General features: G+C 59.5%; 13 protein-coding genes and 2 pseudogenes. 12 read left to right on the top strand and 3 right to left on the bottom strand.

Annotation, left to right across the window (positions count from 1 at the left end):
- Positions 1-138: 138 nt before the first annotated feature.
- Together FVF75_RS00735 and FVF75_RS17460 are read left to right on the top strand one after the other, a co-directional pair.
- Positions 139-1,372: pseudogene (locus FVF75_RS00735) on the top strand (IS256 family transposase).
- Positions 1,373-1,503: 131 nt separating this feature from the next.
- Entirely contained in the window at positions 1,504-2,106 is a 603-nt protein-coding gene (locus FVF75_RS17460; protein ID WP_246137959.1) for a TIR domain-containing protein, read from the top strand.
- Between the two features lie 179 nt (positions 2,107-2,285).
- On the opposite strand, the gene FVF75_RS00725 is transcribed toward FVF75_RS17460, so the two are convergent.
- Positions 2,286-2,510, bottom strand: a complete 225-nt coding sequence (locus FVF75_RS00725; RefSeq protein ID WP_222861178.1) for a hypothetical protein — start codon at positions 2,508-2,510, stop codon at positions 2,286-2,288.
- A gap of 150 nt (positions 2,511-2,660) precedes the next feature.
- On the opposite strand from FVF75_RS00725, the gene FVF75_RS17915 reads away from it, so the two are divergent.
- On the top strand, positions 2,661-3,065 hold the full coding sequence (locus tag FVF75_RS17915; protein ID WP_148375830.1) for a DDE-type integrase/transposase/recombinase: 405 nt from the start codon (positions 2,661-2,663) through the stop codon (positions 3,063-3,065).
- 9 nt (positions 3,066-3,074) lie between these two features.
- On the opposite strand, the gene FVF75_RS00715 is transcribed toward FVF75_RS17915, so the two are convergent.
- Positions 3,075-3,761, bottom strand: a complete 687-nt coding sequence (locus tag FVF75_RS00715) for a M48 family metallopeptidase (RefSeq protein ID WP_246137958.1) — start codon at positions 3,759-3,761, stop codon at positions 3,075-3,077.
- Positions 3,758-4,051, bottom strand: coding sequence for a hypothetical protein (locus FVF75_RS00710; RefSeq protein WP_187392942.1), 294 nt, complete (start codon positions 4,049-4,051; stop codon positions 3,758-3,760). The genes FVF75_RS00715 and FVF75_RS00710 overlap by 4 nt, the downstream gene beginning before the upstream one ends.
- Positions 4,052-4,181: 130 nt before the next feature.
- Between FVF75_RS00710 and FVF75_RS00705 the strand changes: the two genes are divergently transcribed.
- The 9 genes and pseudogenes from FVF75_RS00705 to FVF75_RS00665 all read left to right on the top strand — a co-directional run.
- Positions 4,182-4,634 (top strand): histidinol dehydrogenase, encoded by a 453-nt coding sequence (locus tag FVF75_RS00705; protein WP_148375828.1) that lies wholly within the window; start codon positions 4,182-4,184, stop codon positions 4,632-4,634.
- 63 nt (positions 4,635-4,697) lie between these two features.
- Positions 4,698-5,675 carry a nuclear transport factor 2 family protein gene (locus tag FVF75_RS00700; protein WP_148375827.1) on the top strand — a complete coding sequence of 326 codons (978 nt, stop codon included), beginning with the start codon at positions 4,698-4,700 and terminating at the stop codon, positions 5,673-5,675.
- A gap of 285 nt (positions 5,676-5,960) precedes the next feature.
- Positions 5,961-6,989, top strand: a complete 1,029-nt coding sequence (locus FVF75_RS00695) for a carbohydrate ABC transporter permease (protein ID WP_148375826.1) — start codon at positions 5,961-5,963, stop codon at positions 6,987-6,989.
- A 7-nt stretch (positions 6,990-6,996) separates the two neighbouring features.
- Positions 6,997-7,878, top strand: coding sequence for a carbohydrate ABC transporter permease (locus tag FVF75_RS00690; protein ID WP_148375825.1), 882 nt, complete (start codon positions 6,997-6,999; stop codon positions 7,876-7,878).
- Positions 7,879-7,890: 12 nt separating this feature from the next.
- Positions 7,891-8,937 (top strand): ABC transporter ATP-binding protein, encoded by a 1,047-nt coding sequence (locus FVF75_RS00685; RefSeq protein WP_148375824.1) that lies wholly within the window; start codon positions 7,891-7,893, stop codon positions 8,935-8,937.
- Between the two features lie 407 nt (positions 8,938-9,344).
- Positions 9,345-10,577 carry an ABC transporter substrate-binding protein gene (locus tag FVF75_RS00680; protein ID WP_246137957.1) on the top strand — a complete coding sequence of 411 codons (1,233 nt, stop codon included), beginning with the start codon at positions 9,345-9,347 and terminating at the stop codon, positions 10,575-10,577.
- A 195-nt stretch (positions 10,578-10,772) separates the two neighbouring features.
- The gene (locus FVF75_RS00675) at positions 10,773-11,828 is read left to right on the top strand and encodes an ester cyclase (protein WP_148375823.1); all 1,056 of its coding nucleotides are present in this window, start codon (positions 10,773-10,775) and stop codon (positions 11,826-11,828) included.
- A gap of 32 nt (positions 11,829-11,860) precedes the next feature.
- Positions 11,861-12,955: an ornithine cyclodeaminase gene (locus FVF75_RS00670; protein ID WP_148375822.1), complete on the top strand. Its 1,095-nt coding sequence runs from the start codon at positions 11,861-11,863 to the stop codon at positions 12,953-12,955.
- 22 nt (positions 12,956-12,977) lie between these two features.
- A pseudogene (locus FVF75_RS00665) lies at positions 12,978-13,556 on the top strand (nuclear transport factor 2 family protein); the annotation flags it as partial.

Below are 13,556 nucleotides of genomic sequence, written 5' to 3'. Positions count from 1 at the left end.
GGTAGTGTCCCCGGGGATGGTGTAGGAGGCCGCGCGCGAAGCCTTTGGCTTAGCGCAGCGCGCGGCCGGGCTGGCGGCCACCGCGTTTCTTCGTAGTCTGAGGTTGTTCAACGACCGATGACAACGAAGGAGAACACGATGACCGATGCCATGATCGACCTTCCTGGCGTGATCGCCAAGAGCGATGACGCGGATTTTTTGCGCGAGCTGATCCAGGACGCCGCGCAGCGGCTTATGGACATCGAGGTGGCCGCTGTCTGCGGGGCCGGACACGGCGAGCGCAGCCCGGACCGTGAGAACCAGCGGAACGGCTACCGGCCGCGCCAGTGGGATACCCGCGCGGGCACCATCGGCCTGAACATCCCGAAGCTGCGCAAGGGTAGCTACTTCCCGACCTTCCTCGAGCCGCGCAGGACCGCCGAGAAGGCGCTGATGGCCGTGATACAGGAGGCCTACATCCATGGCGTTTCGACGCGGTCCGTTGATGATTTGGTGCGCGCCATGGGGTTGACGGGCACCTCCAAGAGCCTGGTCTCGCGGCTGTGCGAGGAGATCGACGAGCGGGTGCAGGCGTTCCTCAACCGCCCGCTGGAGGGCGACTGGCCCTTTCTCTGGCTCGACGCCACCTACGTCAAGCTGCGCGAGGGCGGGCGGATCGTCTCCATGGCGGTGATAGTGGCCGTGGCGGTCAATACCGACGGGCGGCGCGAGATCCTGGGGATCACCGTCATGCCATCCGAGGCAGAAACGTTCTGGACCGACTTCCTGCGCTCTTTGACACGGCGCGGGTTGCGCGGCGTGCAGATGGTCATCAGCGACGCCCATGAGGGCCTGAAGGCTGCTGCGCGCAAGGTCCTGAGCGCCGGGTGGCAGCGCTGTCGCGTGCATTTCCAGCGCAACCTGCTGGCCCGCGTAAGCAAGGCGAACAAGCCTGTGGTCAGCGCCGTGGTGAAGACCGTCTTCGCCGAGAAGAACCGCGACCGGGCCCATGCCCGCTGGCGCGAAGTCGCCGACAACCTTCGTGACCGGTTCCGCGATGTCGCCGAACTGATGGAGCGAGCCTTTGTCCGCCATTGGTCCGAGGACAATGGCGAACGCCGAACACGACGTGCTGGCCTACATGGCCTATGACGAGAGCCTGCGCTCGAAATTGCACAGCACCAACCCCTTGGAGCGCGTCAACAAGGAGATCAAGCGGCGCACCAACGTCGTCGGCATCTTCCCCAACCGCGAGGCCGTCGTCCGCCTCGTCGGGGCGCTCATGTTGGAGCAAAATGATGAGTGGGCCGTCTCCCGCCGCTACATGCCGGTGGAAAAGCTGACGGCCCTGTGCAACCATGATGACGAGACGGCAATGATCGCCGCTCAGTGAACGAGCGACACCAGCTATGAAGAAGCAGGTGAATGCCAGTTCCTACACCACGCCACGGGGCACTACCGGCTGCCGGGCTCGAGATTGCGCAAGAGACCGCGCTTGCAAACGGAACTGGGACACAACTCAGGTTGCAGAGCGGCGCAATCGTTAACAGCTACCACACCGGCAAGTTCAACGTTCAGGGCAAGAACCAAGATCCGGTCAAAGAATGCTTGGGTGTGCCAGCACCTCAAGCTGTTGCAGCGAATGGCGGTGCCGCGGCGGCGAAACCGGTCTTGAGCAAGGTGTTCGTCGTATACGGGCACGACAATGCTGCACGTACTGAGCTGGAAGCCATGCTTCGCCGGTGGAAGCTGGAACCACTGATTTTGGACCAGCTTCCCTCAGAAGGGCAGACCATCATCGAAAAACTTGAGACAACCATCGCTGGAGTAAATTTCGCTGTGGTGTTGGCTACGCCGGACAATGAAGGTCATCGGGCAGGGCACGATGATGAGAAGGCCTATCGCGCCCGGCAAAACGTTGTTATGGAACTTGGCATGATGCTCACCCTGCTCGGAAGAAAGAGGGTGGCGATTCTGATGAAGCAGCAAGACAATATGGAACGCCCTTCCGACATTCAGGGGCTGATCTACATTCCCTATAAGGACAACCTCCAAAAGGAAGCGGGTCTTCTGCTCGCCAAGGAGATGCAGGCGCAAGGCTACCCAATATCACTCGCAAACGTCTAGTCTGACGGGGGCGCCCTGCGCCGCCATCGGCACAGAGCGCCTGTCGGTTCGCACGGCAAGGAGAAGCCGTGTTCGACTGGTTCCGTTTGTTTTGCGTCCGACGGTTTCCTATGGGACGCGCGGTAGGCGAGACCGCGTGCCGCTGCCCTGCCATCTCCTGCGGCAGCGGCTGAGCAAACCTAAATAAGCCCGTCTTCCTCCCACTGACGCAGGCACCGCAGCACGCCACCGTCACCCGTCTCGCCAAGCATGTCGATCCGGTCTAGCGAACCCGCTTCCACCTCGGCGCGTATTTTTTCTTCGAAGCAGTTGAACGAGCCGAACGCGATGGCGATACGTGACCTGCGGGGCTTGCGCGCTTCCTCCATGCGCTGCACCTGCGGGTTTCGCAAATTCCCGGACACGGATTTCAGTAAATCCCGGACACGCGTTTCGGTAAATCCCGGACAGGGATTTCGGTAATTCCCGGACAGCTCCGGGGGCCTTGGGCACGTTTTGTCATCGCCTGCGTCGTCACGGCATTCTGCCGGTCTTGATCGAGACCGGGAGGGGACATGCCAAGACGCAAGCAACCGAGGCGTACGACCGTGCGAGACATACAAACAATACTGCGGCTGACGCATGAACAGGGCCTTTCGGTGCGCGAGGTTGAACGCCCAGAAGGGCGGCGGCTTCGCGCGCGTCCAGCGGGCGGCGCTTGGGTTCGTATCGGAAACGCCGATCGACAGGAAACAGGCCGGTGGCTGAACAACAGGGCCGAGAATTCACACCTGCCAGTTCGACGACGGGAATTGGCGATGCTGCGGTTCCGGAGGATGCGAAGTCTGCTGAAATTCACAGCTGCCCACGCCTCGGTCTCAAACCATTTCAACCGGGAACGCAGTCTCTCCCGTCGCGACATCTTCAAACAAAATCGCGCCGTCGCTCTCGCCGAGTTGCGCGGTCTCTGCGCGAGGTAAGAGACAGCCTCACTGTCCTAGCTGAGACTGGTTCGCATTGGTCTGACACCTCCGCCACTTGCCCTCGCGAAAGCGTTCTCCCCATCCGACTGCGGCCGGATTTTTCCGTTGTTTTGGAGGGTTATGCGGGTGAACTAGACGACGATTGAGTAGCAAACCTCCGGCCGGTGACATGGACCTCCAGCGCTGCCGGGTCTGGCGTACGATGAGACCCATCGGCCTGAATGCCTCGGGATCCGGGAACAGACCGAGACAGAGCTCGATCCGCTCGCGGAACTTGACGTGGGCCCGGTCCCGGTACCATGCCTCGACCAGTTCGCATGTCACCTCCGGCCTGGTCGGCCGGTGAGTCTGCACGACGATGAAGCCGCGGATCAGCTTCACGCTTTCTTGGACATGCGGGACAACCTTCAGCCGGTATTGGCGCCCGAGGTAGAGATGAGTCTCCCCGGCGACGAACCTGCGATCCGGCGTGCGCGGCAGGAACTGGGCGAAATACCGCTGCTGCCTTATCACCCATGCCGCTCGCTTCCGCAGCCTGGCGTCTATGGCATCAAGCGTCGCGTCCTCCGGGGCCGCGATGACCACCGAAGCGTCCGGCTCCACGGCGATCTCCAACGTCTTCCTCGGGCGGCGGACAATCTCGTACCGGATCTCCTGCTCACCGTACTGCAGGCAATGCAACTCCCGCGTCATGCCGCGAACCGGGCCCGGGCAAGTTCCATGATCTTCAGTTCGAGATCGTCGAGTATCTCAACCGGCAAGTCGACGCCCTTCTCATCGCGCAGGACGTCGAAGAAGTAGTCATCGATGGCTTTGCGCAGATTGTTCTGGGGAACATGCCGGCGACACTCCTGCTGGCGCGCCAAGCTGGCATCCCGTTTTCCCAATGTTTTGCATATGGGCAGGGGTTGCTCCTTCTCGATGCAAAGAAATATTGCAGACATGTGCAAAAATGGTTGCAGATAGGTGCAAAGCAGATGCATGGTTCGGTCGACGACCGGAACCGCCGGGGCGCCAGTCTGCGGCTTGGCGACCTGCTCGCAGGAGCACGTAACCGGCCGAGTGTTGGGGTCGTGCTGGAATAGTGAGTGTCATGAATTGACCGTTGAATACTTGAGGCAAAGCAAGCCTGAAGCGAATCGCGCCGTTGATGCAGCCCGGGCGATCGCCGTCGCGTCTGGAGCGTTGGAAGATATCGAGACACTCGCCGGTATTGTGGTGTCGAAATTGGCGGTGACGTTCGATTCATTTGGCCGCGACGCCAATTGCCAGAGCGAAGGTGAGAGTCAGGGGAATAACGCTACGGTCAGGTCAGAGGTCATGGCTGACATCCCGGATGCTCACAGGCAGGTAAAGCATCTCACTCACGCGCAGCGTGATAGCATTGGGGACGTCGCGGTCGAGATCGTGCCTGATGAAATTCTCCGTCCCAAGAACACTCCGGTGCGGTCGGTCTGTCGAGGCGCCCCCTGCAGAGAATTCTCGATCATGGCATGCGCCCCGATGTCGGTGGTCACCATCAGGCGGCAGGGCAAACCCGCAAAAAAATACCGTCCATCCGCGTAAATGCACCCCGCTGCTGACACCCAGATCGGAGTGTCGGCAGCACAACCAGGCAATGGAGAGACCATGAAAGGTTTTCAAGATAAATTCACAGATCTTCCCGACTATATCATCAAGATCACCAAGGAGATCTGGGAAGATCGCGGCCTCGCGACCCTCAATCACTATTACGCCCCGGATGTGATCATGCGGTCACCCGGTGGAGTGTTGCAAGGCAATGTGCCGGTCATTCAGGACACGGTCGAAACGTTGTGCCAGTTTCCCGACAAGCAACTTCTGGCCGAGGATGTGATCTGGTCCGGCGATGACGACGAAGGCTACCTGTCCTCGCACCGCGTGCTGACCTACGGCACGCATACCGGTTTCGGTCGATATGGCCCGCCGACCGGCCGAAAATTCGTTACCCGCGCGATGGCCGATTGCGCCGCGAAGGATGACGTCATTTATGACGAGTGGGTGCTGGGCGACACGTCAGGGCTGATGATGCAGCTCGGGATCGACCCGATCGAGAACGTCCGGGACCGCATCACGCAAGAGGGCGGGCCGCAAAAGGCGCGTATGCCTTTCACACCGGCGACCGATGTGAAAGGCCGTTACAACGGCAAGGGCAATGACAACGAGTGGGGTCAGAAGCTGGCCGAGCTTCTGACCCGGATCATGAACAGCGAATATTCCGTGATCCAACGCGATTATGACCGCGCCGTGTATTCCGAACATCCCGGTATGCGCACCGGCTGGTCTTGGGCCTTTGCCGAAACGGAATGGATGCACCTTCGCGCATCCTTCCCATCGGCCAAATTCGAGCTGCATCATGTCATCGGTCGCGAGGATAAGTGCATGCCGCCCCGCGCCGCGGTGCGCTGGTCGCTGACCGGCAAGCATGACGGATGGGGACGATTTGGAAAGCCCTCAGGCGCCGACGTCCATATCATGGGGATTACCCATGTCGAATTCGGTTTGTGGGGATTGCGACGCGAGTGGACTCTGTTCGACGAAGCATCGATCTGGAAACAGATCCTGATCCATAGCGGCTCACACGACTGATGCCGTTTTGTGGGGTCTCAAGGTCGAACGAGGCCAGCCCATCGACCGGGCCGGCCCCGTTCCTTCGGGCAATTCCGGCCTTGGCCGTGTGACGGCTCGGTTGAAAGCACTCACAGTGAAAATATGCACAACCAATTGCACATATCTGCACAAAACTAACAAAATTATTGCAATGACTGACGTTGCGGGATACCATTCCTAATAACGGGCGCTCGCCCCGGGTTCGGCCATGACTCGTAAACAGCGTCGCGTGGACCAAGCGGCACCGCCTGAGGAGAGGATGCAATGCCCCATAAAGTCTTTCTCTCATTCCTTTGGCCTTCGCTGATCGTGATGATCCTATTCATCGCACTGCCGATTGTGTCGGTGGTCTATCAATCGCTGCATGTCGAACATGAACAGATCATGATCGTGGGCGAAACCTGCGGCCCTTTCGGCTGCACCGAAGAGGTCAGTGTCGACGCGGAAGCGATGGGCAAACTGCGCGAGGAAAAGCCCGCTGGGCGGTTCAATGGGCTGGGGACCTATTTCAATGAAAGCCACCTGGCGACCGATGAGATTGCCGAAATCTTCGCAACCAGCGCGGATTTCCGCGAGTTCCGCAACCGGGTCATGAACCTGCCGTTCTACAATGCACTGATCTTTACCGTGAGTTATACGCTCATCGTGACTCCCTTGGTGATGCTTGTCGGCTTCATAATCGCGATCGTGGTCAACATGGTGCCGCGCCTGTTCAAGGGGCCGGTGATCTTCTTTTCGCTTCTGCCGATGATCGTGACGCCGCTGATCGGGTCGCTGGTGTTATTCTGGATGATCGATTCGCGCGGAGTGATCGGGGCGTCCTTGCAAGTGTTGTTTGCAGACCCGACGCTATCGCTCAAGGCATCGCCGACGCTAACCTGGGTGACGCTGTTCACCTATGGGGTCTGGCATTCGGCGCCCTTTGCCTTCGTTGTGTTCTATGCCGGCTTGCAGACCGTGCCGCAGGATACGATGGAAAGCGCGATGGTGGACGGTGCCAATAGGTGGGAACGGATCCGCTTCGTCACCATTCCGCATCTGATGCCGCTGGCGATCTTTGTCGCGCTGATGCAGTTGATGGACAATTTCCGGGTTTTCGAGCCGATCATCGGTTTTGCGGCTTCGGCCTCGGCCTCGTCGCTCAGCTATCTTATTTTCAACGATCTGCGCATTTCGAACACACCGCTTTTCGGCTCCGCCGCGGCGACGTCGATGCTGACGATTTTCGGCATCATCATCCTGTTGTTGCCGGTGCTACGTCAGAACTGGCGTGAATTCAATCGCAAGAGCTGAGGGGATCATGTCAAACCCTGCAGAAAAACGCCCCTTGCCTCTCAAGGCCCTGGCGATCTCGATTGTCCTGATCTGGATCATCATTGCCGCGTTTCCGTTCCTGTGGACTATGTGGGGAAGCTTCAAGGTCGAGGGTGATTTCTTCAGCCGCAGCGACTGGATGAACGCGGTCACCGGCCCCCTGACGCAGGAAAAACATGGCAGCACGTTCACGATGGAGGGCTATGAAGGTGCCTGGATCGAGCGGGAATTCTACCGCGCGGTGATCAACACGGCCATCGTCACTGTATCGGTCGTCGCAGTTTCGTTGACCCTCGGCACCCTTGGCGGCTACGCCCTTGCGCGTTCGGGCTACAAGTATTCGTTCTGGCTTCTGATGATGGCGCTGGTGTTTCGCGCGATGCCCGGTGTCACGCTGATCTCGGGCTATATGCTGCCGTTCTTCGAACTCAATATCTGGGGCTATCTGCCGACAGCGATCATCGTGCTGGTCGCAATGAACCAGCCGTTCACGCTGTGGATGCTGCATTCCTTTTTCAAGTCGATCCCGCGCGATCTGGATGAGGCGGCATTGGTCGATGGTTGTTCCCGGTTCCAGGCGTTCCGGCTGGCGATCATTCCGGTGATGTGGCCGGGCGTGATCACCACCGGGCTGTTCAGCTTTTTGACCGCCTATAACGACTTCGCGGTCACTTCGATGCTGCTGAGTGAGCAAAACCTGACGATGATCCCGCAGATCAACTCGTTCCTTGGATCGAGCCAGGAGGAAGGCAAGGTGATGTACGCCGTCGCCGCCGTGGTTTCCTCGATCGTTCCGCTGTTCGTGTTCATTATGATTTTTCAACGGCGCCTCGTCAGCGGCCTGACCGCTGGAGCGGTGAAAGGATAAGAGGCCCAGCGCATGGCAAGATTGCAACTGAAGAACGTCAACAAGCGTTGGGGCAGTTTCGTCGGCGTCGACAATTTCGACCTCGACATCGCCGACCAGGAATTCCTTGTCCTGCTGGGGCCCTCAGGCTGCGGCAAGACGACCACGATGCGCATGATCGCTGGGCTTGAAGAGGTCAGTGAAGGTGAGATCTGGCTGGGCGACCGCATGGTCAACAACCTCGAACCCAAGGACCGCGATATCTCGATGGTGTTTCAGAGCTACGGGCTCTATCCCAACCTCACGGTCTACGAGAATATCCGTTTCCCGCTGCGGGTGCGCCTCGTGCCGAAGGAGCAGCATGACGAGATGGTCATGCGGGCGGCCAGGATGGTCGAGCTTGAGGACTTCCTCGATCGCCGCCCTGCGGAACTGTCAGGTGGTCAGCGCCAGCGCGTCGCTCTTGGCCGCGCTATCGTGCGCAAACCGACCGTGTTCCTGATGGACGAGCCGCTGTCGAACCTCGACGCGAAGCTGCGCGTCTCGACCCGCGCCCAGATCAAGAACCTGCAATCCAAGCTCAAGACCACGACCGTCTACGTGACCCATGACCAGATCGAGGCGATGACTTTGGCGGACCGCGTTGTGGTCATGAACAAGGGTCGTATCCAGCAGGTCGGCACGCCGACCGAAATCTACGACACGCCCGCCAACGTCTTCGTCGCAAGTTTCATTGGCTCGCCTGCCATGAACCTTGTCCAAGGGCGGCTCGAGAAAGGCGTGTTCCAGGGACAGGGCATCCGTGTTATCGGCCTGCGCGCGGACAAGTCCGGCAATGTCACGCTGGGTTTCCGCGCTGAGGATGCCGAGATCGTGAAAACCGACGGCAACATTTCGGCGCCGATCTATTCCATCGAACTTCTTGGTGAGGCCTCGATGGTCACGTGGCGGCTTGGGGGCGCATTGGTGTCGGTGCGCGCCAATAAGGGATTTCGCGCCGAAATAGAGGATGTTGTACAGGCAGATATCCCGGCCGATGCATGTCATTTGTTCGACACCGAAACCGGCGAGCGGCTCTAAGGTTTGAACTGCCAGTGGCAGGGCGCAGGTGCTTCGATACGTGCAGGCCCCGGTGGCCACGGTCCGTGACGTCAACCGTCGCCCGGTAATGCATGTTCTCAGTCAGATGTGTCGTTCGGGGCACCGATTGGGCCGCCAATAATGCCACCAGGCGAGGCTTGAAGGTTTCTTTAAGCCGATGCCACTGCTGACCGAGGCAGATCGGGTCAATGTGGATTGGACGACTGTGGAGGGATCGGCGGCGAAATGCGCTGCCGGTATTCTCACACCAGGCTATGCAGTTCTGCCAGAATAGGTGCACACAATGTGCAATTTTATTGCACCAAGATTGCGATCGTGATACACATTTTCTAGGCTCAGCATATCCGCATCTCGCTGAACCCATCGTTTTCAAACGGGAGGAACCTGTGAAACACCTGAAATCAACCGTGGCAGGGCTTGGCCTGCTATTTGCGTCAACCCTGATGGCACAAGCTGATTGCGGTATCGAAAAGGGTTCCGTGCGAGTGCTGTCCAATGACTTCGAGGCGCTGCGGGTTGTCGGCGGCGCGGTCAAGGAATGCGCCTCCGGCACCGTTTCGGTCGAGCTGGATCAGACCACCGAGCACAAGGCCATCCAGGTTCCGGCGCTGACCACCAACCCGGCCGCATATACCGTGGCCGTGGTGGCAACCAACTCGATCGTTCCATTGCTGGGTGAGGATCTGATCCGCCCACTGGATGAATATGTCGAAAAATGGGGCCAGGACCTGCTTCCGCAGCAGCTGATCAAGGTGAACGGCAAGGTGATGGCGATCGCGTTTCTCGCCAATGGCCAGCATCTCTACTACCGCGATGACATCCTGTCGGAAAACGGGATCGAGCCGCCGCAAACCTTTGACGAGATTCTGGCGGCCTCCAGAAAGCTGCGCGACGCTGGGGTGATGGATGCGCCTTTCGGAACCGAGTATCTGCCGGGCTGGGGGTTGGCGGCAGAATTCATCAACGCCTATCTCGGCACCGGAGCCGATTTTTTCGAACCGGGAAGCGCCAAGCTTGCCATCAGTGGCGAAGCGGGCGTTGAAACGCTCGAGCGGATGAAAGCTTTCACCGAATACATGCGCCATGACTATAGCACCGACGATTCCTCAACGCTTATTCCGCTGTGGAAAGAAGGTGAGTTGGCGATGATGTTTGCCTGGGGCTCGCGTGCCCGCGAATTGATGGATCCCGAAAGCAACCCCACCGCCGATGTGACCCGGGTCGCCGCAATGCCGGCCGCCGTAGAAGGCGGCGTACCTGCCGCCGCGCTGTGGTGGGACGGTTTCAGCATTGCCAGGAATGTGTCCGACGAGGATGCCGAAGCGTCTTTCCGCGCGATGGTGCATGGGATCCGGCCCGAGATGGCCAAGGAGCACCGCGATGTGGCCGTTTGGCTGGTCAAGGGATATGAGCCGACCAAGACCGCAGAAGGCGTCGCCGCCAATATCGCAGCGGGTGCACGGCCCTATCCGATGCTGCCCTACATGGGTTTTCTGCACAGCGCTCTGGGCGAGAACCTGGGTGACTACATGCAGGGGCTTGAGTCCGCAGAGCAGGCTTTGGCCGATGTCGAAGCCGCTTACAGCGCTGCGGCGCGCGAAAGCGGATACTTGAAGTAACATCGCCGCAGCGCCCGTTGTCGGGCGCTGCCCTCTGCCGGCAACGCCGCCATCCGTCCGATGGCGGCGTTTTTCTACACGGTGCGAGCGCAGCATCGTGCATCTTGTGCATGAAAGAAGTGCAATATAGGATCAGAGTAGCTCGGAACACGTTGGCCCGCCGATATGCCACAACCCCCAGATTCAGGAATTCCCATGCCCGAATTCAGCAAGACCTGGCCCGATTTCACCGATTTCGTCATCGAAATCACACGTGAAATTTGGGACGAACGCAAGATTTTGGCCCTGCACGACTATTACGCCAAGGATATTGTCGTGCGTACCCCGGGCGCAGTTTCGCTGGGTGTCAATGCGACCATACAGGCGACCTATGCATCCCTCGGCGCAGCCCCCTATCGCACCGCTGGTGCCGAGGATGTGATCTGGTCGGCAGATGCGACCGGGCATTTCTATTCCTCGCATCGCGTCTGCGACGTGTTTGTGCATGACCACGACAGCGCCTATGGGCAGGCCACAGGAAAAAAGGCTTGGTACTGGATCATCGCCGATTGTGCTGCTCGAGATGACATGATCGACGACGAATGGCTGATCCGCGATACCGGCGGCATTGTCCGGCAACTGGACTGGACTCCACGCGATTTCGCCGCCTATCAGATCGAGGAAGAAGGTGGACCGGAAAACTGTGTCAGGCCGCTGACTGCCGTCAATAACCTGCCCGGCCCGTACAAAGGGTACGGCAACGACGATCCTTGGGGTGTCAAATACGAAGCGATCTTGAATCGCATCATGTCCGGCGATCTGAGCACGATTCTGGATGAATATGACGAACAGTGCCACACGATATATGCTGGCGGACGCAGCGAACACACGCCGAACAGTGTGAACGCCTTCTGGGCACAGCTTCGGTCAGCACTACCGAATGCGACATTTTCGATCGAACACCGGATCGGCCGAGTGGATGACCTGATGCCCCCCCGTGCGGCGCTGCGCTGGACCCTGCACGGCAAGCATGAGGGCTGGGGCGCGTTTGGCAAACCCACCGGAGCTGAAGTCTATGTCATGGGTATTTCCCATGTGGAGTTCGGCCCGCGCGGCATTCGCCGGGAATACGCTCTGTATGACGAGGTGGCGATCTTCAAGCAGATCCTGTTGCAGTCTGGTGGGCACCGTTCGGTGGAACCCCTGTCCGACCGCGAGGGCGCAGAGCCCGGCGACATGACGATGCTGCTGCAAACGCGCCAACGGGCGTGACGAAACACCTTGCGACCAGGAAACCCGCCCCCATGACAACATCGACCTTTCTGCAACCCTCTGAAACCGCACTTCTCCCCTTCGTTTCGGTCGAAAACATGATGCGCCTCGTGAACACAACGGGTGCCGCTGTCTTCATGGGCGAGCTGGCGCAGTATATCGAGGACGATTTCAAACGATGGCCCGAGTTTGACAAGACGCCGCGTGTGGCATCGCACAGCCGCGATGGTGTGATCGAGTTGATGCCAACCGCGGATGCCGAGAACTACGGATTCAAATACGTCAATGGTCACCCCAAGAACCAGCGCGAAGGCTATCAGACCGTGACCGCGTTCGGAGTGCTGTCCTCGGTCGCGAACGGCTACCCAATCCTTCTGACAGAGATGACGGTTCTGACTGCGCTACGCACGGCCGCAACCTCGGCCCTAGTGGGAAAATACCTGGCGCCCAAGAACGCCGAAGTCATGGCGATGATCGGCAATGGCGCGCAATGCGAATTTCAGGCAGTCGCCTTCCGCGAGATGTGCGGGATAAACCGTCTCCGTCTTTTCGACATCGACCCGGCGGCAACGCGGAAAGCGGCCAGGAACCTGGCTGCGCAGGGATTCGAAATCGTCACTTGTGCAAGCGGAGAAGAGGCGACCGAAGGCGCCCAAGTCATAACGACCTGCACCGCCGACAAGCAGAACGCGACCGTTCTGACCGACAACATGGTTGGAGCAGGCGTGCATATCAACGCGATCGGCGGCGACTGCCCTGGCAAGACAGAACTGCATCGCGATATTCTCATGCGGTCGAAAATATTCGTTGAATACCCCGAACAGACCCGCATCGAGGGCGAGATTCAGCAACTGACCGCGGATCATCCCGTCACCGAACTTTGGCAGGTGATGACGGGCGCCGCGGCGGGTCGCCAAGACGATCGCCAGATCACGCTGTTTGATTCCGTCGGGTTCGCGATCGAGGATTTCTCGGCGCTGCGCTTTGTCTATTCCAACGTCCGCAATGGCGCGTTCTGCGAAAAGCTCGACATGCTGGCCGACCCCGATGACCCGCGCGACCTGTTCGGCATGTTGGAACGGGCAAAATCCGCGCCGCCCGCCGGCATCGAGAACATGGCTGTTTGATCCAGCAGGAATGCGAGACGACATGACCGACTTCCAACCCGCAAAGGATCTCGTCCGCCAGTATCATCACGACCTGTCCGCTGCCGCGCCCGAGGCCGTGGCCGAGGTTCTGGCGCGTTATACGGGCGATCGCTGGCTCTGGCGCGGGATGCACCCGTTCCACGAACAGACCGGGGCCGAGGCGGTGGCGGATATGTTCTGGTCTCCGCTGAAAGCGTCCTTCACCCGCCTTCAACGCCGCCCCGACATCTTTCTTGCCGGTCGCAACGAGATGGACGGATTTCATTCCGTCTGGGTCGTGTCGATGGGGCATCTGATGGGGCTTTTCGACCATCCCTGGCTTGGCATCCGGCCAACCGGCCGCATCACCATGCTGCGTTATGTCGAGTTCAACCGGGTGGAAAACGGCAAGATCACCGAGACCGCGATGTTCTGCGACATCCCGCAAGTGATGGTCCAGGCGGGCCAGAACCCGTTTCCTCCGCAAACCGGCGCTCATCTGGTGCAGCCCGGCCCGATGACACATGAAGGTTTGATGTGGGGTGCGCAGGACCCGGCAAAGGGCAAGGCGACGCTGGATGCGATCAACGCGATGCTGACC

Source organism: Maritimibacter fusiformis (genome assembly GCF_008086115.1).
GTDB lineage: Bacteria > Pseudomonadota > Alphaproteobacteria > Rhodobacterales > Rhodobacteraceae > Muriiphilus > Muriiphilus fusiformis.
Note: the sequence above shows the minus strand (reverse complement) of the source record. Positions and strands in the feature narration are given on the sequence as shown.